This window comes from Rhizobium sp. WYCCWR 11152, from assembly GCF_013087615.1.
Taxonomy (GTDB): Bacteria; Pseudomonadota; Alphaproteobacteria; order Rhizobiales; family Rhizobiaceae; genus Rhizobium; species Rhizobium indicum.
On record NZ_JABFCP010000020.1, the window covers coordinates 435,795 to 458,913 of the forward strand.

19 protein-coding genes are annotated in these 23,119 nt (G+C 59.2%); 5 read left to right on the forward strand and 14 right to left on the reverse strand.

The annotated features are described in order from the left end of the window. Positions 1–17: 17 nt before the first annotated feature. Both G9X67_RS29475 and htpX read right to left on the reverse strand, forming a co-directional pair. The gene (locus G9X67_RS29475; RefSeq protein ID WP_171600282.1) at positions 18–1,406 is read right to left on the reverse strand and encodes a transcription antitermination factor NusB; all 1,389 of its coding nucleotides are present in this window, start codon (positions 1,404–1,406) and stop codon (positions 18–20) included. After that, on the reverse strand, positions 1,397–2,359 hold the full coding sequence (gene htpX, locus G9X67_RS29480) for a zinc metalloprotease HtpX (protein WP_171600283.1): 963 nt from the start codon (positions 2,357–2,359) through the stop codon (positions 1,397–1,399). Before htpX ends, G9X67_RS29475 begins: the two co-directional genes overlap by 10 nt. Before the next feature lie 110 nt (positions 2,360–2,469). Between htpX and G9X67_RS29485 the strand changes: the two genes are divergently transcribed. Continuing rightward, a complete protein-coding gene (locus G9X67_RS29485; protein WP_171600284.1) occupies positions 2,470–2,694 on the forward strand; it encodes a DUF1674 domain-containing protein in 225 nt (74 codons plus the stop codon). 223 nt (positions 2,695–2,917) lie between these two features. Here the strand turns inward: G9X67_RS29485 and acs are convergent, their stop codons facing one another. After that, a complete protein-coding gene (acs, locus tag G9X67_RS29490) occupies positions 2,918–4,873 on the reverse strand; it encodes an acetate--CoA ligase (protein ID WP_138331967.1) in 1,956 nt (651 codons plus the stop codon). A 232-nt stretch (positions 4,874–5,105) separates the two neighbouring features. On the opposite strand from acs, the gene G9X67_RS29495 reads away from it, so the two are divergent. Then, positions 5,106–5,810 (forward strand): DUF1013 domain-containing protein, encoded by a 705-nt coding sequence (locus G9X67_RS29495; protein WP_171600285.1) that lies wholly within the window; start codon positions 5,106–5,108, stop codon positions 5,808–5,810. A gap of 76 nt (positions 5,811–5,886) precedes the next feature. Here the strand turns inward: G9X67_RS29495 and G9X67_RS29500 are convergent, their stop codons facing one another. The 3 genes from G9X67_RS29500 to G9X67_RS29510 form a co-directional block, all read right to left on the reverse strand. Next, entirely contained in the window at positions 5,887–6,822 is a 936-nt protein-coding gene (locus G9X67_RS29500; protein ID WP_029874623.1) for a flagellin, read from the reverse strand. A 155-nt stretch (positions 6,823–6,977) separates the two neighbouring features. Next, the gene (locus G9X67_RS29505) at positions 6,978–8,888 is read right to left on the reverse strand and encodes a propionyl-CoA synthetase (RefSeq protein WP_171600286.1); all 1,911 of its coding nucleotides are present in this window, start codon (positions 8,886–8,888) and stop codon (positions 6,978–6,980) included. A 75-nt stretch (positions 8,889–8,963) separates the two neighbouring features. Next, the gene (locus G9X67_RS29510; protein ID WP_138331970.1) at positions 8,964–9,623 is read right to left on the reverse strand and encodes a YggS family pyridoxal phosphate-dependent enzyme; all 660 of its coding nucleotides are present in this window, start codon (positions 9,621–9,623) and stop codon (positions 8,964–8,966) included. A gap of 200 nt (positions 9,624–9,823) precedes the next feature. Here G9X67_RS29510 and leuS point away from each other — a divergent pair, with 200 nt between their 5' ends. The 3 genes from leuS to holA are packed head-to-tail and all read left to right on the forward strand — an operon-like array spanning position 9,824 to position 14,016. Then, positions 9,824–12,454, forward strand: coding sequence for a leucine--tRNA ligase (gene leuS, locus G9X67_RS29515; RefSeq protein ID WP_171600287.1), 2,631 nt, complete (start codon positions 9,824–9,826; stop codon positions 12,452–12,454). Next, entirely contained in the window at positions 12,444–12,965 is a 522-nt protein-coding gene (gene lptE, locus G9X67_RS29520) for an LPS assembly lipoprotein LptE (RefSeq protein ID WP_138331972.1), read from the forward strand. Before leuS ends, lptE begins: the two co-directional genes overlap by 11 nt. A 10-nt stretch (positions 12,966–12,975) precedes the next feature. After that, positions 12,976–14,016 carry a DNA polymerase III subunit delta gene (gene holA, locus G9X67_RS29525; RefSeq protein WP_171600288.1) on the forward strand — a complete coding sequence of 347 codons (1,041 nt, stop codon included), beginning with the start codon at positions 12,976–12,978 and terminating at the stop codon, positions 14,014–14,016. 71 nt (positions 14,017–14,087) lie between these two features. On the opposite strand, the gene G9X67_RS29530 is transcribed toward holA, so the two are convergent. The 8 genes from G9X67_RS29530 to hemE form a co-directional block, all read right to left on the reverse strand. Further along, positions 14,088–14,969, reverse strand: coding sequence for a ParB/RepB/Spo0J family partition protein (locus tag G9X67_RS29530; RefSeq protein WP_017962618.1), 882 nt, complete (start codon positions 14,967–14,969; stop codon positions 14,088–14,090). Positions 14,970–15,001: 32 nt separating this feature from the next. Continuing rightward, complete coding sequence (locus G9X67_RS29535; protein ID WP_011654065.1) at positions 15,002–15,796, reverse strand: ParA family protein; 795 nt, start codon at positions 15,794–15,796, stop codon at positions 15,002–15,004. A 19-nt stretch (positions 15,797–15,815) separates the two neighbouring features. Then, entirely contained in the window at positions 15,816–16,433 is a 618-nt protein-coding gene (rsmG, locus tag G9X67_RS29540; RefSeq protein WP_138331975.1) for a 16S rRNA (guanine(527)-N(7))-methyltransferase RsmG, read from the reverse strand. Between the two features lie 25 nt (positions 16,434–16,458). Beyond that, positions 16,459–18,336 (reverse strand): tRNA uridine-5-carboxymethylaminomethyl(34) synthesis enzyme MnmG, encoded by a 1,878-nt coding sequence (mnmG, locus tag G9X67_RS29545; RefSeq protein WP_171600289.1) that lies wholly within the window; start codon positions 18,334–18,336, stop codon positions 16,459–16,461. Between the two features lie 72 nt (positions 18,337–18,408). Continuing rightward, complete coding sequence (gene mnmE / locus G9X67_RS29550; RefSeq protein WP_171600290.1) at positions 18,409–19,728, reverse strand: tRNA uridine-5-carboxymethylaminomethyl(34) synthesis GTPase MnmE; 1,320 nt, start codon at positions 19,726–19,728, stop codon at positions 18,409–18,411. 102 nt (positions 19,729–19,830) lie between these two features. After that, positions 19,831–21,096 (reverse strand): transcription termination factor Rho, encoded by a 1,266-nt coding sequence (gene rho / locus G9X67_RS29555; RefSeq protein ID WP_171600291.1) that lies wholly within the window; start codon positions 21,094–21,096, stop codon positions 19,831–19,833. A 197-nt stretch (positions 21,097–21,293) separates the two neighbouring features. Next, complete coding sequence (hemJ, locus tag G9X67_RS29560; RefSeq protein WP_171600292.1) at positions 21,294–21,830, reverse strand: protoporphyrinogen oxidase HemJ; 537 nt, start codon at positions 21,828–21,830, stop codon at positions 21,294–21,296. A gap of 2 nt (positions 21,831–21,832) precedes the next feature. Beyond that, positions 21,833–22,864 (reverse strand): uroporphyrinogen decarboxylase, encoded by a 1,032-nt coding sequence (gene hemE / locus G9X67_RS29565; RefSeq protein WP_171600293.1) that lies wholly within the window; start codon positions 22,862–22,864, stop codon positions 21,833–21,835. Between the last annotated feature and the right edge of the window lie 255 nt (positions 22,865–23,119).

Below are 23,119 nucleotides of genomic sequence, written 5' to 3' on the forward strand. Positions count from 1 at the left end.
GCGCTCACGCCTTGCAATCAGGCCAGGCGCCGCAGCACCGCCGCATAGAAGCCGTCGAGGCCGGAGCCGATGCCGTCAGGCATTTTCAGCATGGTGGGAAGCGTGCGGAATTCGCCGAGCGGCGTGATCGCCGTCTCAAGGCCCGGCCAGTCACCGGCGCCGATCGGAACGCGCTCGACCGCATCCGTATCGGAAAGAACACGGGCGACGACGTCCTCACCCTCGACGGGATCGAGCGAACAATTCGAAAAAACCAGCGTGCCGCCCGGCTTCAGCAATGTCAGCGCATGACGCAGCAGCCGTTCCTGCAGCGCCGCCAGTCTGGCGATATCCTCAGGTCCCTTGGTCCACAACACGTCAGGGTGCCGACGTGTCGTGCCGGTGGAAGAGCAAGGGGCATCGAGCAGGATCGCATCGAAACGCTCCGTCGGCTCGAATGTCGTCAGATCTGCTGCAATTGTCTCCGCCTTGAGGCCGAGCCGGTCGAGATTCGAACGCAGCCGTCTCAGCCGGTTTTCCGACTGGTCGAGTGCGGTGACTGCGCCGCCGGCAAGGATGAGCTGCGCCGTCTTGCCGCCGGGCGCAGCACAGAGATCGGCGGCACGTCTGCCCGAGAGATCGCCGAAAAGCTTCGCCGGTATGCTTGCCGCCGCATCCTGCACCCACCACGCGCCCTCGTCGAAGCCTTCGAGCGAGGGGATGCCGCCGTCGAAGGCTGCGAGACGAATGCCGCCTGTGGGCAAAACAACGCCGTTCAGCCGCTTCGCCCAGCTTTCGGGGTCGGACTTGACGGTCAGATCGATTGCCGCCGGTTCGAGCTGGGATTCCGAAATCGCCAGCGCCGCGTCCGGGCCATAGGCCTTTTCCAGCCTGGCGATGAACCAGGCCGGCATCGGCGCGACCTTGGCGATCTCATCAAGCACCTGCTCCTTCTCGCGGCCGAGCCGGCGGAGGATGGCGTTGACCAGCTTGGCGAAACGACGATTGCGCGGATCCTGATTGGCCTGCTCGACGGCGAGATCGACGGCCGAATGATCCGGCACGTCGAGATAGAGGATCTGTGCTGCCCCGATTGCGAGCACGTGATGCAGCGCCCTTGCCCCCTCCGGCAGCGGCGAATCCAGCAGCCCGGCAATCGCGGCATCGATGCGCGGCAAATGGCGCAGCGTCGTGTTCAGGATGGCGCGGACGAGCGCCCGGTCGCTTTCGCCGAGCGCCCTATAGGCCGGATTGCCGTGTTCATGATCAAGAGCGCCGTCGAGCGGCAGCTTGCGGTCGACGACGGCAGCAAGAATTTTTGCCGCCGCGGCCCGGGCCTGCAGGCCGGGCTTTGCCGGAGCAGATCGCTCGGTGGAGGGCTTATGCTTGCGGAATGGCTTCTTCGTGCCGTCTGAATTCAAGACCACGGACCTTTTGGCGGTTGCGAACCACCGCGACCAAGACCCGTATCCGGAACAGAGCGCGATTTGCGCGACGGATTAGCAGCACGAGCCGGCGACGTCGAGACATTCATGCCGCTTTGCGCCATGTCCTGCAGCGCAGCGATGCGGTTTTCCGTGTTCGGATGCGTGGAAAACAGATTGTCCATGCGCTCGCCGGAGAGCGGATTGATGATGAACATATGCGCTGTCGCCGGGTTGCGCTCGGCATCCTCGTTCGGCACGTGGGCAGCACCACGGGCGATCTTGCCGAGCGCCGAAGCGAGCCAGAGCGGATTGCCGCAAATCTCGGCGCCGCGGCGGTCGGCCGAATATTCGCGCGTGCGGCTGATCGCCATCTGCACCAGCATGGCCGCGAGCGGCGCCACGATCATCGCGACGATGACACCGACGAAGCCGAGCGGATTGCTGTTGTTCTCACGGTTGCCGCCGAAGAAGAAGGCGAAGTTGCCGAGCATGGAGATCGCGCCGGCAAGCGTTGCCGTGATCGTCATCGTCAGCGTGTCGCGGTTCTGAATGTGGGCCAGTTCATGCGCCATCACAGCTGCGACCTCCTCGGCAGACAAGGCGCTGAGCAGGCCGGTCGAGGCGGCGACGGCGGCATTGGCGGGATTGCGGCCGGTAGCAAAGGCATTCGGCTGCGGGCTGTCGTAAAGATAAACCTTCGGCATCGGCAGGCCGGCATTGCGGGCGAGATCGCGCACGATCCGGAAGAATTCCGGCGCGTTGCGCTCGTCGACTTCCTGCGCGCGATAGGCCGAAAGCACCATGCGGTCGGAATTCCAGTAGGAGAAGAAATTCATGCCGGCAGCAATGACGAATGCGATCATCATGCCGGCGCGACCGCCGATCAGGAAGCCGACAAACATGAAAAGCGCCGTCATGAAAGCAAGCAACATGGCAGTGCGAACGAGGTTCATGGCGGATCTCCATCTCCGATTTCGGCGTCACAAGCTTTCAATCCCGGCACCGGCGCATTATGATTTGGTTATTCATCAGCCATTTTCAATATTTCCGGCAGGAGACGGCCATGCAGGACGCCGATAATGACAACAGCGAAACGCCGATGGCCGAGGGATCGGAGCCGCCGCGCAAGATGCTGTCCCCCGCTGCCAGACGCGCCCTTGCCGAAGCCGAAGAGCGGCGAAAGAGCCAGAAGCCGCTGGAACTGCAGCCGGAGATCGGCGGCCGCGGCGGAGCCGAGCCGGCGCGCTTCGGCGACTACGAAATCAATGGCAGGGCGATCGATTTCTAAGCCAATATTACTGTTGGCTTCTGCGGCCGCAGCAGAATGAGACTAAGAATCCGGCTAACGATATTTTGGGCGCCAGGTATTTCAGCCGCGTCTAGCGGCCGTGACCTCGCCGGCAATCTTCTCAGGGCTTCGCCCGTGAACATGCTTGGATGCCGCAAACCACGCATCGAATACGCGGAAGCAAATAAGCCGCCCCGGAAGGGGACCGGAACGGCTCGATCTATCAGGCGGTCGCCTTGTTTTGCCGGTTGGCGATCAGATCGTCGACGACTGCCGGATCGGCAAGCGTCGAAGTGTCACCAAGCGCGCCGAAATCGTCTTCGGCGATCTTGCGCAGGATGCGGCGCATGATCTTGCCGGAGCGGGTCTTCGGCAGGCCGGGCGCAAACTGGATCTTGTCGGGCGCGGCGATCGGGCCGATCTCGGCCCGCACATGTTTTACCAGTTCCTGCCGAAGCGTATCCGATCCCTCGTGACCGGACATCAGCGTCACATAGCAATAAATACCCTGGCCCTTGATCGGATGCGGGTAACCGACGACTGCGGCTTCCGAAACTAGATTATGCGAGACGAGGGCGGATTCCACCTCGGCCGTGCCCAGCCGGTGGCCGGAGACGTTCAGCACGTCGTCGACGCGGCCGGTGATCCAGTAATAGCCGTCCGCATCGCGCCGGCAGCCATCGCCGGTGAAATACTTGCCCTTGTAGGTGGAAAAATAGGTCTGGATGAAGCGCTCGTGATCGCCATAGACCGTGCGCATCTGGCCCGGCCAGCTATCGGTGATGCACAGATTGCCGTCGGCCGCGCCTTCCAGCACCTTGCCTTCATTGTCGACCAGCTGCGGCTTGACGCCGAAGAACGGGATCGTCGCCGAGCCGGGCTTCAGATCGGTGGCGCCGGGCAGCGGCGTGATCATGTGACCGCCGGTTTCCGTCTGCCACCACGTATCGATGACGGGGCAGCGCTTGTCGCCGACGACATTGTAATACCACTCCCAGGCCTCGGGATTGATCGGCTCGCCGACCGTGCCGAGCAGGCGCAGCGAAGAGCGCGAAGAGCGCGTGACGAAGTCGTCGCCGGCACCCATCAGCGAGCGGATCGCCGTCGGCGCCGTATAGAAGATGTTGACCTTGTGCTTGTCGATGACTTCCCAGAAACGCCCCTGGTCCGGGAAATTCGGCACGCCCTCGAACATCAGCGTCGTCGCGCAGTTCGCAAGCGGCCCATAGACGATATAGGAGTGGCCGGTCACCCAACCGACATCGGCCGTACACCAGTAGACGTCGCCGTGGTGATAATCGAAGACATATTCATGCGTCATCGCCGCATAGACGAGATAACCGCCGGTCGTGTGCAGCACGCCCTTCGGCTTGCCGGTCGAGCCGGACGTATAGAGAATGAAGAGCGGATCTTCCGCCTTCATCTTCACCGGTGGGCATTCCGCCTTCACGGTGGCAATTTCCTGGTGATACCAGAGGTCGCGGCCCGGCGCCCAGCCGGTCTTGCCGCCGGTGCGGCGAACGACCAGAACCTTCTCCACAATCACGTGCTGGCGTGCCGCAATGTCAATTGCGGTATCGGTATTGTCCTTCAATGGCACCGGCTTGCCGCCGCGCAGGCCTTCGTCGCAGGTGATGACGAAGGTGGATTCGCAGTCGACGATGCGCCCAGCCAGCGCCTCGGGCGAGAAACCGCCGAAGACGACCGAATGCACCGCGCCGATGCGGGCGCAGGCAAGCATCGCATAGGCCGATTCCGGGATCATCGGCATATAGATGGTGACGCGATCGCCCTTCTTGACGCCGTGCTTCTTCAACACGTTCGCCATCCGGCAGACATGCTCGTAGAGCTCGTTATAGGTGACCTTCTTGTCGATATAGGGGTTGTCGCCCTCCCAGATGATCGCCACCTGGTCGCCATTCGTTTTCAGATGACGGTCGATGCAATTATAGGAGACGTTTGTCTGACCGTCCTCGAACCATTTGATCGAAACCTTGCCGGTAAAGGAAGTGTTTTTGACCTTGGTATAGGGCTTGAACCAGTCGATCCGCTTGCCGTGCTTGCCCCAGAACTTGTCCGGGTTCTCGACGCTTTCCTCATACCATTTCAGGTACTTTTCCTTATCGATCAGGGCGCGCGCCTTCACCGGCTTCGTGACCGGGTAGATCTTCTCCGACATGCAACTCCTCCTCATGGGACATGCGACGGGCCGATTGAGCTGGGAAGGGCCCGGACTTGAAATCACGGCAATTCATAGCAGTTCGCATCGCCACGGCAATTAGACAAAGGTCATTTCATTTCGGAAGAATTGCAATTCTGCGACAGTGCGGTTATATAGCGCCATATTTCCCGGACATTGTGGTGACAATCCACGGACCGCGACCGGCGCGGACGATAGAAGGACTATATCCATGGCTCAAACACTGCTCATGCCGAAGGCGACAGCCATCTGGCTCGTCGACAATACGGCACTGTCTTTCGATCAGATCGCGCAGTTCTGCAAACTGCATCCGCTCGAAGTCAAGGCGATCGCCGATGGCGAAGCGGCGCAGGGCATCAAGGGCCTCGACCCGATCTCGACAGGACAGCTTTCCCGCGACGAGATTGCCCGCGCCGAGGCCAATCCGAACCACAAGCTGAAGATTTCCGAACCGAAGGTGCGGGTGCCGGAATCCAAGCGCCGCGGTCCGCGTTATACGCCGGTTTCCAAGCGTCAGGACCGCCCGAACGCCATTCTCTGGCTCGTTCGCAACCATCCGGAGCTGAAGGACGCGCAGATTTCCCGCCTCGTCGGCACGACGAAATCGACGATCGAGCAGATCCGCGAGCGCACCCACTGGAACTCCGCCAACCTGGCGCCGATGGATCCGGTCACGCTTGGCCTCTGCAGCCAGATCGATCTCGACATGGAAGTGGAAAAGGCCTCCAAGGGCCGTCCGCTGCCGACCGCTGCCGAGCTTGGCGCGACGCTGCAATCGGCCCAGGAAACCGAGCGCCTGACCCCGAGCTACGAGCGCGAGGAGGAAAAGGAAAAGGAAATCGACGCCGATGCCGTCTTCCGCAAGCTGAGCTCGCTGCGCTCGGCGCCGAAGGACGAGGATGACGATCAGTACTGAGACATCATAGATCGCATGAAAAACCCGCCGGTATGAGCTGACCGGCGGGTTTTTTGTTGCGGATGGCCTGTTTCGATTAGCTGCGGAACAGGGTGAGGATGTTCTGCGCCGAGCTATTGGCGATCGAAAGCGACTGGATGGCAAGCTGCTGCTGCGTCTGCAACGCCGTGAGCTTGCTAGATTCCTCCTCCATATCAGCATCGACCAGGCGTCCGACGCCGGAGTCGATCGAATCGTGAAGGCCGCTGACAAACGTTTCCTGCAGCTGGATACGGGTCGAGATCGAGCCGAGCGCCGAGCCGGCGGCGGTCATGGCGCCGAGAACCAGTTCGATACCGGCCAGGGCTGCGTCGAGCTGACCCTGGGTGAAACCAGTGATGTCGAGAGCATATATCGACGGCATGACGATGACGGTACCGCCATAGGTTCCGTTGAAGGCCGTACCGATGATACCGCTGCTCGTCTCGATCGCACCGGTGCTGGTCATGCCGAAAAGCACGTTTCCAAGCGTGCCCGAATTGAGCACGTAGTCCGTCGTCTTGACCGAAACGGCATTGCTGCCGTCGCGCACGAAGGACGAGACGACGCTCTTCGTGCCGGAGGCGCCGGCAACCCAGTTTTCGCCGGAGAAGGATGCCGATTGGGCAATGCTGAGCAGCTGCTCCTGAAACTGGTCGAGTTCCTGCTGGATCTTCGTCTTGTCGACACCCTTTTCCGTGGCGGCGACGATCTTGGCCTTGATTTCGCTGACGACATCGAGCGCGCTATCCATGGCCGAATAGGCGGTATCGACCTTGGCTGCACCAAGCCCGAGCGCGTCGGAGACGGCCGAAAGCGCCTTGTTGTCAGAACGCATGGTCGTAGCAATCGACCAGTACGCGGCATTGTCCGCCGCCTTTTCGACGCGATAACCCGAGGAAACGCGACCCTGGGTGTCCTTGAGGCTATCGTTTACGCCGCGCAAAGTCTGCAGCGCTGCCATGGCAGCGTTGTTGGTGAGGATGCTTGTCATGATCCGTTCCACAATCGTTGAGAAAGGGGCAATCCGGACTAGGCCGGTAACGGCGACCGCGTCATGCAAAGCCTGCTATGCAAGCCATTGCCGTTAACAAATGCTTGCATCAACATGGTTAACAATTCCTCAATTAGGCTTACCGAAAGTTTAATTCACATCGGCAAGGAGCCTAAACCGCGCCCGCGCAGCGCCTCGGCAATTTCCTCTAAAATCGTTGGATCATCGATGGTTGCAGGCATTTTCCAGGGTATGCCGTCGGCGATCTTCTGCATCGTGCCGCGCAAGATTTTGCCGGAGCGTGTCTTCGGCAACCGGTTAACGGTGATGGCCGTTTTGAAGGCGGCAACAGGCCCGATCGAATCACGAATCATCGCCACGACCTCTGATTCGATCGCCGTCGTGTCACGGGAAACATGTCGCTTCAGCACCAGGAAACCGCAGGGCGCCTGACCCTTCAGCGCATCGATCACGCCGATGACCGCGCATTCGGCGACATCGGGATGACGCGCACACACTTCCTCCATCGCCCCTGTCGAGAGCCGATGCCCGGCGCAATTGATGATGTCGTCGGTGCGCGACATAATGAAGAGATAGCCGTCCTCATCGACGTAGCCGGCATCGGCCGTCTTGTAATAGCCGGGAAACTCATCGAGATAGGCCGAGCGAAAACGGTCGTCAGCGTTCCAGAGGGTCGGCAGGCAGCCGGGCGGCAGGGGCAGCTTCACGACGATATTGCCGAGTGTTCCCACCTCGATCGGATGACCGGCATCGTCGAGCACCGCAATATCATAGCCGGGCATCGGCAACGCCGGCGACCCGTGCTTGACGGGAAGGGCCCCGAGACCAAGCGGATTTGCGGCGATCGGCCAGCCGGTCTCCGTCTGCCACCAATGATCGATGACGGGTATGCCAAGCATGCGCTCGGCCCATTTCAACGTCTCCGGATCCGCCCTCTCGCCGGCAAGAAACAGAGCGCGCAAATCCGGCATGAGATATTGGCGCATCAGTTCACCGTCACCGTCCTCCCGCCGGATGGCGCGGAATGCCGTCGGGGCCGTGAAGAGCACCCGCACCTGATATTCTGAAACGATGCGCCAGAATGCGCCTGCATCCGGAGTGCCGACCGGTTTTCCCTCGAAGATCAAGGTGGTTACGCCTGATAGCAGCGGGGCATAGACGATATAGGAATGCCCGACGACCCAGCCGATATCCGAAGCCGTCCAGAAGACCTCGCCCGGTTTCAAGCCGTAGATATTCCGCATCGACCAGTTGAGCGCGACCATATGGCCGCCATTGTCGCGCACGACGCCCTTCGGTTGGCCCGTCGTGCCCGAGGTATAGAGGATGTAGAGCGGATCGGTGGCCTTGACGGAGACACAGGCGATCTCATCGCCACGATGCTGCGCCACCGCCACCTCAAAATCCTGATCTCGACCGCTGACGAGATCTGCCCGAAGCTCCGGCCGCTGCAGCACCAGACAGCGATCCGGCTTCGAACGCGCGATCGCAATCGCCTGATCGACCAGTGGCTTGTAGGCGACGATGCGACCAGGCTCGAGCCCGCAGCTCGCGGTGATCACCAGCTTCGCACCGCAATCGTCGATTCGCGCAGCAAGTTCGCTGGCGGCAAACCCACCGAAAACGACGGAGTGAACCGCCCCGATGCGGGCGCAGGCGAGCATGGAAAAGACCGCCTCCGGCACCATCGGCATATAAAGGATGACGCGATCGCCTTTGCCGATGCCGCGCTCGACCAACGCTGCTGCGATGGCCATCACCTCCCGAAGCACCTCATCATAGGTGAAACGGCGCTTCTCGCCGTTCATTGCGCTGTCGAAGATGACCGCTGTCTCACCGCCGCGGCCGGCAGCCACATGCCGGTCCAGGCAATTGTGGCATGTATTGGTTTCGGCGTCTGAGAACCAGCGGCCATAGACGCCGTCATTGGGTGAAAAAATCCGCTCTGGCGGCTTGAACCAGTCGATGTCACTGGCCGCTTCGCGCCAGAAGGCTTCGGGATCGCGTTTCCAGGCCGCATAGGCCTGATGATAGCCGTTCCGCATCTGCTCCTCCCCAGGACATGCAAACCTAATCTAGGCGGCATTAAGGGGAACAGGAAGCCCGACCAAAGCAGCGTTTCAGCGCGTGCCGAAAATCGCTGATCCCACTCGCACGCTCGTGGCGCCAAAGGCGATGGCTGTCCCGTAATCGCCCGACATGCCCATGGAAAGTTTTTCGACGCCGCATTTGAGCGCGAGCTTTGCCAGCAGGGCGAAATGCGGCCCGGGATTTTCCTCGGCCGGCGGAATGCACATCAAACCTTCGATCGAAAGGCCGAGTTCGTCGCGGCAGAGGGCGACGAAGGCCGGCGTGTCGTCAGGAGCGATGCCGGCCTTCTGCGGTTCGAGCCCGGTATTGACCTGGACATAGAGCCGCAGCGCCTTGCCTTGCCGCTTCATCTCCTCGGCAAGCGCGCGGGCGATCTTTTCCCGGTCTACCGTCTCAATGACGTCGAAAAGCGCCACAGCATCCGCCGCCTTGTTCGATTGCAGCGGTCCGATCAGATGCAGCTCGATATCCTGATGCTCGGCCTTCAGCGCCGGCCACTTGCCCTGGCTTTCCTGCACCCGGTTCTCGCCGAAGACACGCTGCCCGGCTTCAATGGCCGGGCAGATCGCGTCCGCCTCGAAGGTCTTCGACACCGCGACGAGCTGAACGGAACCCGCCGGACGACCTGCCTCGCGTTCCCCGGCCGCAATCCGCGACCGCACATCGTTCAAGCGCTCTTGAAGTTCCATCGTTCTGCCTCGACATACCAGCATGAAAGGATCGGCAATGAACTAACCAGCCAGCCTGTGCTTGCCAAGACCCGCCTTCGCGAAATCGCCTGGTCATGACCAAGATCGGACGCTCGCAGCGCCTGCAAAACTTGACGCTACGGTGGTTTCATGGTGAAGGTCTCGACCAACTCCCCTGATTTTCCGGAAATACGAAATCCATGGCCACCGAACGTTATAATCCGCGCGATGCCGAGCCCCGCTGGCAGCAGAAATGGAATGAAGACAAGGTCTTCGAGACCGACAATGCCGATCCGCGCGAAAAATATTACGTCCTCGAAATGTTCCCCTATCCCTCGGGGCGCATCCATATGGGTCATGTCCGCAATTACGCCATGGGCGATGTCGTCGCCCGCTACAAGCGCGCCCGCGGTTACAACGTGCTGCATCCGATGGGCTGGGACGCCTTCGGCATGCCGGCGGAGAATGCCGCCATGGAGCGCGGCGTGCATCCCGCCTCCTGGACGCACCAGAACATTGGCTCGATGAAGGCGCAGCTGAAGGCCATGGGTCTTTCGCTGGACTGGAGCCGCGAATTCGCCACCTGCGACGTCGAATATTATCAGCACCAGCAGCATCTCTTCCTGGATTTCCTGGAGAAGGGCCTGGTCTATCGCAAGCAGTCGAAGGTCAACTGGGATCCAGTCGATAACACCGTGCTCGCCAACGAACAGGTGATCGATGGCCGCGGCTGGCGTTCCGGCGCGCTGGTCGAACAGCGTGAACTGACACAATGGTTCTTCAAGATCACCGACTTCAGCCAGGATCTGCTGGACGCGCTAGATACGCTCGACCAGTGGCCGGAAAAAGTGCGGCTGATGCAGAAGAACTGGATCGGCCGTTCGGAAGGCCTGACGATCCGCTGGGAGATCGTGCCGGAAACGGCACCTGCCGGCGAGAGCGAAGTCACGGTCTATACCACCCGGCCGGACACGCTGTTCGGCGCTTCCTTCTTGGCAATCGCCGCCGATCATCCGCTGGCGAAGGATGCCGCCGCGAAGAACCCTGATATCGAAGCCTTCTGCGAAGAGTGCCGCCGCGCCGGCACCTCGCTCGCAGCACTCGAGACCGCCGAAAAGAAGGGTATGGATACCGGTATCCGCGTCCGGCACCCGCTCGATCCTTCCTGGAAGCTGCCGGTCTATATCGCCAATTTCGTTTTGATGGATTATGGCACCGGCGCGATCTTCGGCTGCCCCTCGGGCGACCAGCGCGACCTTGATTTTGCACGAAAATATGACCTGCCGGTGGTGGCCGTCGTCATGCCGAGGGATGGCGATGCCGCAAGCTTCTCCGTCGGCGACACCGCCTATGACGGTGATGGCGTGATGATCAATTCACGCTTCCTCGACGGCAAGACCACCGAAGAAGCCTTCAATATCGTCGCCGACCGGCTGTCGGCCGCTTCGCTCGGCAATGCGCCGCAGGGCGAACGCAAGGTCAATTTCCGTCTGCGCGACTGGGGTATTTCCCGCCAGCGTTATTGGGGCTGCCCGATCCCGGTCATCCATTGCGATGATTGCGGTGTCGTGCCGGTGCCGAAGGCGGACCTGCCGGTCAAGCTGCCCGACGACGTCACCTTCGACCAGCCGGGCAATCCGCTCGACCGTCATCCGACCTGGCGCCACGTCCCCTGCCCGAACTGCGGCAAGGATGCCCGCCGCGAGACGGATACGATGGACACCTTCGTCGATTCGAGCTGGTATTTCACCCGCTTCACCGCGCCCTGGGAAGAAAAGCCGACCGATCCGGAGGCGGCAAACCGCTGGTTGCCGGTCGACCAGTATATCGGCGGCATCGAGCACGCGATCCTGCACTTGCTCTATTCCCGCTTCTTCACCCGCGCCATGCGCGAGACCGGTCACGTCGCGGCCACCGAACCCTTCAAGGGTCTCTTCACCCAGGGCATGGTGGTCCACGAAACCTATAGCCGCGGCGCCGGCGCCAGCCGCGAATGGGTGGCTCCCGCCGATATCCGTATCGATGAACTCGATGGAAAACGCCGGGCTTTCCTGCTGACGAACAACGAAGAAGTTGCGATCGGCTCGATCGAGAAAATGTCGAAATCGAAGAAGAACGTCGTCGATCCCGACGATATCATCGCCTCCTACGGCGCCGATACCGCTCGTTTCTTCGTTCTGTCCGACTCCCCGCCAGAGCGTGATGTCATCTGGTCCGAGGCAGGCGTCGAGGGCGCCCATCGTTTCACCCAGCGTCTGTGGCGCTTGATTTCCGAAGCAGCGGATGCGCTCTCCGCCGTGGTACCTGCGCCGGCCACCGATGGGGAAGCCTTGTCGATCTCGCAGGCCGCCCACAAGACGCTGAAGGCTGTCGAGAACGACTATGACAAGCTGTGGTTCAACAAGGCCGTTGCCCGAATTTACGAACTTGTCAACGCGCTGGCCGCACCGATGACGAGAGTTGCGGCAGGCGAGGGCGATGCCATCTATCGCGCGGCGGTGCGCGATGCCGCCGAGATCCTGATTCAGCTCGTCTCTCCGATGACGCCGCATCTGGCTGAGGAGTGCTGGGCCGCGCTTGGCAATGAAGGCCTGCTTGCCCGGACAAGCTGGCCGCGATACGACGAAGCACTCGTCATCGAAAACGATGTCGTCCTGCCGGTACAGATCAATGGCAAGAAACGCGCTGAATTGACAATTTCTCGCGATGCAGATCAGAATGCCGTCACCGACGCCGTGCTGGATCTGGATGCGGTGAAGAACGCGCTGAACGGACAGGCACCGAAGAAGATCATCGTGGTTCCCCAAAGGATTGTAAACATTGTCGTTTGATATCGCTTGCAAGCTGGCCCGCAATGCCGGCATCGCCATGATCTTTGCCTCGGCGGCTTTTCTCTCCGCCTGCCAGGTCCGACCGCTTTACTCCGAGAGTTCCGGTGTCGTCGAAAAGCTTTCCTCGGTCGGCTTTTCCCCAGCAAGCAGCCGCGTCGAGCAGCAGGTGCGCAATCGCCTGATCTTCCTTGCATCGCGCGGTGCCGGTGAAGCGGTAAACCCGCAATATCAGGTTGAGATTCGCGCTACCACGTCTGTTGCCGACACACTCTTGACGGATTCGACGGATACGTCGCGCGCTGGCCGTGTGACCGTCAGCGTCACCTACACGCTGCGTTCGGCGACCGACGATCACGTCATCAAGGCCGGCAGCCGCGCGACCACGGCGCTGGTGGATTTTTCCGAACAGGAATTCGCCAAGCAGCGGGCGATCCGTGATGCCGAAAACCGCGCGGCGGATCAGGTGGCGGAATTCGTGGGAGCCGATATCGCCGCTGCCCTCAGCCGCTGAGGGCGGAGATGTGGCAGAGATAAAATCCCACGAATTCGAGACTTTCCTGCAGAAATCGGCACGGAACTATCGGATTTACGTCATCTACGGACCGGATCGCGGCCTTGTTTCCGAACGGGCAAGCCTGCTCGCCGGTAAGAGCGGTGTTGCTCTCGATGATCCCTTCTCGCTGACGAAGCTCGATATTGGCGACCTGCAGAAAGACCCCGGTCGGCTGGTCGACGAGGTCCAGTCGATTGGCCTGTTCGGCGGTGAGAAACTGATCTGGATCCGCGGTGCCGCCAACGAGAAATATCTCGTCGATTCCCTGGCGTTGCTGGCCGATAAACCGCTCGAAGCCGCCTATCTGCTCGTCGAGGCCGGTGACCTCAAGAAGGGTTCCCTGCTGCGCAAAACCGCGGAAGCCGCACGATCAGTCATGACGATCCCCTCCTACGCCGATGACAGCCGCGCCTTGAATGCGTTGATCGATACAGAGCTCAGTGCAGAAAAGCTCGGCATTACGCCGGCCGCGCGCCAGGCGCTGATCGCGTTGATCGGCGGCGACAGGATCGCTTCCCGAAACGAGGTGCGCAAGCTTGCTCTTTACTGCCGCGGCTTCGATACGGTCGAAGAACATCACGTTACCGAAATAATCGGCGACGCCAGCGCCATCTCGGTTGACGACGCCGTCGATGCCATCCTCGGCGGTGATCTCAACGCCTTTCTGCACTCCATGCAAAAAATCAGCAGCTCGAAAACCGCGATCTTTCTTGTGCTGCAGGCATGCTTGAAGCAATTCCAGCTTCTGGATTCGATGCGCGCCGAAATGGATGAAAAACGGCTGCAGCCGCCTCAAATCATGCAGACAATGGGGCGGCATCTGCATTTCCGCCGCAAGCCGATCATCGAACAGGCGCTGCGCCAGTGGACAGCGGAAAGCATCGCCCGTGAATCCAATCGGCTACAGGCCGCTATTCTGCAAAGCAGACGGCGGCAGGTGCTGGAAGACAGCGTTGCGATGCAAACGCTTCTGTCCACCACCCTTCAATCCGGCCGGAAATCCGCCTGACCAGCACGTCGGCCCAATAATCATGTTTCGGAAAGCACGATGCGTTGTTTCAAGAAGTGAGCGTCGGTGCTCTAACGCCTCTCGAGCAAGCGGCAGATTTCCTCGAGCTGCTCTAGCGACTTATAGGAAATTTTAATCTGGCCGCCGCTTGCCTTGTGATTGATCGCAACATCAAGGCCGAGTGCATCGGAAAGCGTCCGTTCCAGCGCCAGCGTGTCGGAATCTTTCTGATCTCGCCGCAAGGCCGCCTGCTGTGGCTCCGATTGTGCCTTGATATTGTTTTGCGCCAGCTTTTCCGCATCACGCACCGACATGCCCTTGGCAACGATCGTACGGGCAAGACTTGCCGGGTCGGATGTCGAAACCAATGCGCGCGCGTGCCCAGCCGATAGGCTGCCGGCGGCAAGCAGATCGCGAACCGGATCCGGCAATTTCAACAGGCGCAACGAGTTGGCAACATGGCTGCGGCTTTTACCGATGATTTCGCCGAGGTCGTTCTGGGTGTAGCCGTATTCCGCGATAAGCTGCTCATAACCCAAGGCCTCTTCGAGGGCATTGAGATCCGCGCGCTGTACGTTTTCGACAATGGCGATTTCCAGCGCCGTCTTATCATCCACATCACGGATAATGACGGGAATCTCGATCAGCCCGGCAAGCTGAGCTGCGCGCCAGCGTCGTTCGCCGGCGATAATTTCATATCGATCCCGCGACATCGTCCGCACAACAATCGGCTGAACGATACCGTGTTGACGAATGGAGCTTGCGAGATCGTGCAGCTCGGAGTCATCGAAGAACCGACGGGGATTGCGGGGGTTACGGCTGACGAACTCGATCGGGATCATTCTGTCGGCGCTGATAGTCCGCTCGGCTTCCACCGGGACAGGCTGATCCATTTCACCAATCAGCGCCGCAAGGCCGCGGCCCAATCGCCTCTTTGATACATCGTCATTCATGATCTACACTCACCTACGCCCCTAAAATGATATCACGCGGCCAGTCTTTGGCGTTCTCGCTGGATGACCTCGGAGGCCAGCTGCAGATAGGCCTGACTGCCCGCGCACTTCAAGTCATAGAGAATAGCCGGCTTACCGTAGGACGGCGCCTCGGAAACCCGGACGTTGCGCGGAATTAACGTGTGGTAAACCTTGTCCCCGAGATGCGTACGCACGTCATTGACAACCTGCTGGGCAAGATTGTTGCGCGCATCGAACATCGTCAAGACGATACCCTGAATATCCAGACGCGGGTTAACTGTCCGGCGAACCTGGCTGACGGTCTCGAGCAGCTGGCTCAACCCCTCCAGCGCAAAGAATTCGCATTGCAGCGGAACGAGGACCGAATGCGCTGCCGCCATGGCATTCATCGTCAGCAGATTGAACGACGGCGGGCAATCCAGAAGAATATAAGAAAACGCCATGGCTTCGGGCGAAGACAGCGCTTTCCGCAATTTGAACACCCGATCGCTCTGCTGCGAGATTTCCATCTCGATGCCAAGAAGATCCATCGTCGACGGGACGATAAACAGATTAGGAACCGCTGTTTCGAGGGTCACTTCGGGGATCCCACGATCACCAACCATCAGATCGTAGGAGGAAAGCTTGCGATCACGACGATCGATACCGAGGCCGGTGCTGGCATTGCCCTGCGGGTCGAGATCGACGATCAAGACACGCTCGCCGATAGCAGCAAGCGCCGTTGCCAGGTTGATTGCTGTGGTCGTCTTACCAACGCCACCCTTCTGATTTGCGATGGTGATAATCCGATGTCGTTCGCCAGCCATTGCCGCAATATCCGATCTGTTAAACCAAGCGCCGGAGATTTGATACTTCCAAAATAACAGATTCTTGCTCGACGGCGCTCTTATGTTCTAACAGATCGAATTCCCACCGACCACGTGCTTTGTCGATTTCCTTCCGGTAATCCCGGCCTTTGTGAAAGAAGCCACGACAATTTTCCTTGCCAAACATCCAAGGCGATGAATATCCGATGAGCGAATCAAGATCCGCAAGGGCACGCGCTGAAATCGCGTCGCATTCGCCAACCTCCGTATAAGCATCTTCGATTCGGTTGCTATGAACGCTGCCGCGCGCATTTGTCTCCCGCAGCGCTGTCCGCAGAAACGCTGCCTTTTTATGGTTGCTTTCGACCAGATGGACCCATCCACCTTGCAGCTCGGCTAGAAAAATCGCCGTAATAACGCCGGGAAAGCCGCCCCCACTGCCGAGGTCAACCCAGGTAATCGGTTGAGGATGAATCTGAAAGACCTGACTGCTATCAGCGATGTGCCGGTGCCATAGATCATCGAGTGTCGACGGCGCCACCAGATTGATTGCTTTTGCCCACTTCTGAAACAGCGCTGCAAAGTGTTGCAACCGTTCCTGTGTTTCACGTGAAACACGCAAACCGTTTAATTCCATTCTGAAAGACTCTCAAATCTTGTAATCAAGCGCTATGGCGATCGGCAGGGGATAGTCGACGCAAATGCACGAGCAGCAATGCGATTGCCGCCGGCGTCATCCCTTCAACGATTGCAGCCTGGGCAATATTGAAAGGGCGAGCAGCGCTGAGCTTGACCTTCAGCTCGTTCGAGAGACCGGACAGCGCGTCATAGCTGAAATCAAGCGGTATCTGCCGCTCCTCGTCGCGTTGCTGATCTTTGATCGCCGTGGCTTGTCGATCGAGGTAAACCGAATACCCAGCCTCAATTTCCAGTGCTTCCGCGACTTTCGGTCCAATCATGCCCAGCTTCTCCGGCCAAACAAGGCGGAGCGCGGCGAAATCATAATTCGGATAGGACAGTAAATCATACGCAGTTCGGCGCTGTCCATCGAGATTGATATTCAGGCCAGCACGGCGCGCCTCATTCGGTGTAACCGCCAGCGACTGCAACAGCGCCCGACTGGTTTCGATCTCTGCTTGATAGGATGTGAATCGCTGCACTCGTTCGCCATTGACGCATCCAAGCCGCATGGCCAGGGGCGTCAAGCGCATATCGGCGTTGTCAGCCCGCAAACTCAGTCGATACTCCGCACGCGATGTAAACATTCGATACGGTTCCGTAACGCCTCGTGACGTGAGATCGTCGATCATGACGCCAATATAAGAATTCGTCCGACTGAAATGGAACGGTTCCGAATCGCTGCTTCGCAAAGCAGCATTCAGCCCGGCTGCCAATCCCTGCGCGCCCGCCTCTTCATAGCCGGTGGTACCATTGATCTGGCCGGCGAGAAACAAGCCTCTCAACCGTTTGACCTCCAGCGATGGCGTCAACTCTCTCGGATCGACATGATCATATTCGATTGCATAGCCCGGTTGCAGTATTCTTGCCGCTTCGAGGCCGGGAATTGTTTTGATGAAGTCTGCCTGGACCTCCGCCGGCAGGGAGGTAGAAATTCCGTTCGGATAGACCGTGTCATCGTCCAGTCCCTCGGGTTCGAGAAAGACCTGATGTCCATCCCGCTCTCCGAATTTCACCAGCTTGTCTTCGATCGACGGGCAATAACGAGGCCCAACGCCTTCGATCTGCCCGGAATACATTGCCGAGCGCATAATGTTGTCGACAATGATGCGGTGGGTCGCTTCGGTCGTCCTGGTGACCCCGCATTCGATTTGTGGCGTGGTAATCGTGTCGGTCATGAAGGAGAAGGGGACAAGCTCCTCGTCAGCTCCCTGTCGACCGACAGATTGCCAGTCGATCGTCTTTCCGTCCAGCCGGGCGGGTGTGCCGGTCTTCAGACGTCCCAGCCGCAGTCCCAGGCGGGCGAGAGTTGCAGACAATCCGATCGACGGCGCTTCACCGACACGCCCGGCCGGTGTCTTTTCCGACCCGATATGAATAAGACCGCGCAGAAAGGTTCCAGTGGTCAAAACCACTGCCGGCGCTTTCAGGGTTCGACCATCCTTCATGATCACGCCGGCGACGCAACCATCGACAACGTCCAGATCAAACGCATCGCCTTCGATGATATCCAGGTCCGGCGTCGCTTCGATCGCCGCCAGCATCGCCAGGCGATAAAGCTTTCGATCGGCCTGCGTCCGCGGTCCTCGGACAGCCGCGCCTTTCTTCTTGTTGAGCATCCTGAATTGAATGCCTGCAACATCGGCGACGCGACCCATCAGGCCATCCATCGCGTCGATCTCGCGAACCAGATGGCCCTTGCCCAGCCCGCCAATCGCCGGATTACAGGACATGACTCCGATCGTGTCCCGCCTATGCGTAATCAGAGCGGTTTTTGCCCCAAGGCGCGCAGCTGCGCTGGCAGCCTCCGACCCGGCATGGCCCCCGCCGATTACAATCACATCGAAGACATTATCCGTCATTCATGACTCCATATCCGGCAGGCGTTTCACGTGAAACCGTACAGCCCTTTAGCTCCAAAGGTTTCACGTGAATCATTTGCCAATACAAAATTCGGAGAAGATCACCCCGAGCAACTGTTCGACATCCACTCGTCCGGTAATTCTGCCCAAATACTCAGCCGCAATTCGCAGCTGCTCGGTCCGCAGTTCAAGATTCACATCCATCTGCGATATGGCCGCATCAATCGCCACTAAACATTTCGCTAGCGAATCCTTATGCCGCTGCCGGCTGGGGATTGCCATAGACAGGCCAGCACAACGTCTCTCAACGATGTCGCCGATCAACCGCCGTAGTTCCGGCAGACCGTCACCCGTCGCGGTCGAAATCTGCAGATCATACCGACTCGAAGCGACTTCGGTCAGATCCATCTTTGTCCCGACAGTAACATGCGGAGAGGACTGCTCCAAGTCGTCGGGAATCAGCGGTTTCGTCATGTCGACCAGCAACAGGACAAGATCGGCATCACGCAGTGCCACACGCGCGCGCCGCACACCTTCCATTTCGACTTTGTCATCCGCCTCGCGAAGACCCGCAGTGTCATAGAGCTTGATCAGGTAACCATCAATATCGAGATCAACCTGCAGCACGTCGCGGGTGGTTCCGGCAATCTCCGTCACGATTGCCACGTCACGACGCGCCAAAGCGTTCAATAGGCTTGATTTCCCGGCGTTCGGAGCCCCCGCGATGACCACCTTGAAGCCGTCCCTGATAATTTCGCCGGCCGAAGCTGCGGCCAGGTGATGCTCGATATCGTTGCGGAGCGTGCCCATATCGGCCCAGACCATATCCGATACTGACCCCGGAACGTCATCCTCGTCAGGGAAATCAAGTTCCGCCTCGATCAGCGCTCGGGCGCGCGTTAATCGTTCCGCCCACGAATCGTATATTGTGGAAAGCCCGCCTGCGCTATGTTCGACCGCAAGGCGCCTCTGCATTTCGGTCTCGGCGCCGATGAGATCGGCCAGCCCTTCCACCTCAACGAGATCAAGCTTGCCATTCTCGAAAGCCCGGCGGGAGAACTCGCCTTCAACCGCCGTCCGAACACCCGGAATATCGCCAAGCGCGTGAAACAGCGCCGCCAGCACGGCTCTGCTGCCGTGGATCTGCAACTCGGCCACATCCTCACCGGTAAACGAATGAGGGGCAGGAAAAAACAGCACCAGGCCGCTATCGATCGGCTGATTGTTACGAGCCCGAATCGTTCGGTAAGACGCACGCCGGGCTACCGGCACGGACCCCACGAGCTTCACCAATATGTCTTTGGTCAGCGGGCCGCTGATTCGAACGACTGAAACACCCGACGGCAGGGCACCGCTCGATAGCGCATATATGGTATCATTCAACATGGCCATATCGCTTGGTCCGTTAGAATCGAAATCGATTCCTCTCAAATAGAAAAGCTGGCGACATCATGACGATGCCTCCAGCTCTCATAAGGTGAATCCGGCTAAGGATCAGGTATTCATCGATTCGAAGAAGTCGGAATTGTTTTTCGTCTGCTTGAGCTTGTCGATCAGGAATTCGACCGCATCGGTCGTGCCCATCGGAGCAAGGATGCGGCGGAGCACGAAGATCTTCTGCAGATCCTGGCGCGGAACCAGAAGGTCCTCCTTGCGCGTACCGGATTTCAAGATGTCCATGGCCGGGAAGATGCGCTTATCGGCGACCTTGCGATCGAGGACGATTTCCGAGTTGCCCGTGCCCTTGAATTCTTCAAAGATCACTTCGTCCATGCGGCTGCCGGTATCGATCAGCGCGGTCGCGATGATCGTCAAAGAGCCGCCTTCCTCGATGTTACGCGCCGCGCCGAAGAAGCGCTTCGGCCGCTGCAGAGCGTTGGCGTCCACACCGCCGGTCAGGACCTTGCCTGACGAGGGAACGACCGTGTTGTAGGCGCGGCCCAAGCGCGTGATCGAATCGAGCAGGATGACAACGTCGCGTCCGTGTTCGACAAGACGCTTGGCTTTCTCGATGACCATCTCGGCCACCTGCACGTGACGGACGGCTGGTTCGTCGAAGGTCGAGGAGATAACCTCGCCGCGAACCGAGCGCTGCATGTCGGTCACTTCTTCGGGGCGTTCATCTATCAGCAGGACGATCAGATAGCACTCCGGATGATTGGCGGTGATCGAATGCGCGATGTTCTGCAACAACACGGTTTTACCGGTACGCGGCGGCGCGACGATCAATCCACGCTGGCCCTTGCCGAGCGGCGCTACCAGGTCGATCACACGTGGCGACAGATCCTTGGTGGTCGGAATATCGAGTTCCATCTTGAAGCGCTCGTTTGGATAGAGCGGCGTCAGATTGTCGAAATGAACCTTGTGCCGGATCTGTTCCGGATCGTCGAAATTGATGGTGTTGACCTTGAGCAGCGCGAAATAGCGCTCGCCTTCCTTCGGTCCACGGATCGGGCCTTCGACGGTATCGCCGGTTTTCAGCGAGAAACGGCGGATCTGCGACGGGGAGATATAAATATCATCCGGGCCTGGTAGGTAGTTCGCATTGGGCGACCGCAGGAAGCCGAAACCGTCCTGCAGCACTTCGACGACGCCTTCGCCGAGGATTTCGACATCCTGGCTGGCAAGCATCTTGAGGATCGCAAACATCAGCTCCTGCTTGCGCATCGTGCTTGCGTTCTCGACCTCGAGCGATTCGGCAAATGCCAGCAGATCCGTCGGGGATTTACTCTTAAGTTCCTGAAGCTTCATTTCAGCCATGAAGTGACCAATACTCTTTTTAATTTCAAAGGGGAAAGGCGATGTTGGGTCGTATTCGGTACCGCGAAAGGGCTCGCAGACGACTGAACTCTACACACATGCCACGTAGATGAGATGCGCGGAAAATAGCGACTCGCAATCGCTGCCGCAAGAGGGCTGCTTAAAATGAAGCAAATTTAACCTGAGGACGATTTTCCTCAGAACGGCTTCACCACGACGAGGATGACGATCAGGATCATCAGCACTGTCGGGGCCTCGTTCATGAACCGCCAATAACGCGCCGAGCGGCGATTTTCATCCCGCTCGAACGCTCCGACGGCGCGGCTCAAGAACATATGAACAGCGGTCAGCAATACGACGAGACCGATCTTGGCATGCAGCCAGCCGCCCTGGAATCCATAAACCGACCAGGCGAGATAGAGGCCGAAAATCCACGTCAACATCATCGCCGGCGTCATGATGATCCGAAGCAGCCGACGCTCCATCACCTTGAAGGTTTCCGACTGCACCGAGCCGGGCTCCGCATCGGTGTGATAGATGAACAGCCTCGGCATGTAAAACAGCCCGGCCATCCAGGAAATGACCGCGATGATGTGCAGCGCCTTGACCCAGAGGTAGAGATTATCGGGGTTCCAGGCAAAAAGCCCGACCGCCATCAGCGCAAAGAAGGCCAGCGCAAAATGAGCCCGGCGCCGGGCGTAAGCGCCAGACCTCCGATCGGTCTGCTTTTCCATCGTCACGCCCCGCCTCGCACACGATCCACCAACAGACGCACATGCTCGGGATCGGCCTGCGGTGTAATGCCGTGACCGAGATTGAAGATCAGCGGACCATTGCCGAGATGCTGCAAAATATCATCGATGCCTTCCTCCAGCGCCCGGCCGCCGGCAACGACGCGCATCGGATCGAGGTTGCCCTGAACCGGTCCGTCTTTCTGAAGTTCGGCTGCAAAGGCCAGCGGGACCGACCAATCGAGGCCGATCGCATCTGCGCCCGTCTTCTGGCGATAGGTCTTGAGCTGATAGCCGGCGCCCTTGGCAAAAGCGATGATGCGAGCATGCGGCCGTTGTGATTTGACGGAAGCAATCATCCGCGCAACCGGCCTGATCGCAAACGCCTCGAACTCCCTCTCACCGAGAACACCTGCCCAGGAATCGAAGATCTGCACGGCATCGGCGCCGGCATCGATCTGGGCGACGAGATAATCGGCCGATACGTCGGCAAGCAGCATCAGCAGATGCTCGAAGGCGCGGGGATGCTTGTAGGCGAAGAGACGGGCAGGGGCCTGATCCGGCGTGCCGTGACCGGCGATCATGTAGGTCGCAACCGTCCATGGCGCCCCGCAGAAACCGAGCAGCGTCGTCTCCGCTGGCAGTTCTTCACGCAGCCGCCGTACCGTCTCCAGAACCGGTGTGAGATAATCGACAACCTCTTCGCCGTTCAAACTGCCGATCCCGGCTTCATCGATCGGATCCATCTCCGGGCCATGGCCCTCGGTGAACCGGACATTTCGCTTCATTGCGTCTGGAATGACCAGGATATCGGAAAACAGAATGGCCGCATCGAAGCCATAGCGGCGCATCGGCTGCAATGTCACTTCGACGGCATACTCAGGCGTGTAGCAGAGATCGAGAAAACTCCCTGCCTTTGCCCGTGTCTCCCGATATTCCGGGAGATAACGTCCTGCCTGTCTCATCAGCCAGAGAGGAGGAGGGGAGAGACTCTCGCCACTCAAAACCCTCATGATCTTTCGGCGCGTATCGCTCAAGCGCTTCTTCCCTATAAAATAACAAAGATATTTTAAAAGGTTTCTATTTCTTAGAGTCGGTGACTATCAAGGATTAAAATCCATCCACCGCCGATGCCATTTGTCGCGCGGCTGCAAAACAACATCGGAAAGATTTGTCCATCTCGTCCAAATTTCGGGGAGAAGCCGAATCCAGAAATGATTCCAAATCCTTCCGGATCGACAATTTCTCTCATAGCTGTGGACAGGCTGTGGACGAGCTTTCAAGAAGCCCAG

Coding starts and splice junctions, on each gene's coding strand:
- htpX (WP_171600283.1), bottom strand. CDS start 2,359: ATGAACCTCGTTCGCACTGCCATGTTGCTTGCTTTCATGACGGCGCTT.
- G9X67_RS29485 (WP_171600284.1), top strand. CDS start 2,470: ATGCAGGACGCCGATAATGACAACAGCGAAACGCCGATGGCCGAGGGA.
- acs (WP_138331967.1), bottom strand. CDS start 4,873: ATGTCGGAGAAGATCTACCCGGTCACGAAGCCGGTGAAGGCGCGCGCC.
- G9X67_RS29495 (WP_171600285.1), top strand. CDS start 5,106: ATGGCTCAAACACTGCTCATGCCGAAGGCGACAGCCATCTGGCTCGTC.
- G9X67_RS29500 (WP_029874623.1), bottom strand. CDS start 6,822: ATGACAAGCATCCTCACCAACAACGCTGCCATGGCAGCGCTGCAGACT.
- G9X67_RS29505 (WP_171600286.1), bottom strand. CDS start 8,888: ATGCGGAACGGCTATCATCAGGCCTATGCGGCCTGGAAACGCGATCCC.
- G9X67_RS29510 (WP_138331970.1), bottom strand. CDS start 9,623: ATGGAACTTCAAGAGCGCTTGAACGATGTGCGGTCGCGGATTGCGGCC.
- leuS (WP_171600287.1), top strand. CDS start 9,824: ATGGCCACCGAACGTTATAATCCGCGCGATGCCGAGCCCCGCTGGCAG.
- G9X67_RS29530 (WP_017962618.1), bottom strand. CDS start 14,969: ATGAATGACGATGTATCAAAGAGGCGATTGGGCCGCGGCCTTGCGGCG.
- G9X67_RS29535 (WP_011654065.1), bottom strand. CDS start 15,796: ATGGCTGGCGAACGACATCGGATTATCACCATCGCAAATCAGAAGGGT.
- rsmG (WP_138331975.1), bottom strand. CDS start 16,433: ATGGAATTAAACGGTTTGCGTGTTTCACGTGAAACACAGGAACGGTTG.
- mnmG (WP_171600289.1), bottom strand. CDS start 18,336: ATGACGGATAATGTCTTCGATGTGATTGTAATCGGCGGGGGCCATGCC.
- mnmE (WP_171600290.1), bottom strand. CDS start 19,728: ATGGCCATGTTGAATGATACCATATATGCGCTATCGAGCGGTGCCCTG.
- rho (WP_171600291.1), bottom strand. CDS start 21,096: ATGGCTGAAATGAAGCTTCAGGAACTTAAGAGTAAATCCCCGACGGAT.
- hemJ (WP_171600292.1), bottom strand. CDS start 21,830: ATGGAAAAGCAGACCGATCGGAGGTCTGGCGCTTACGCCCGGCGCCGG.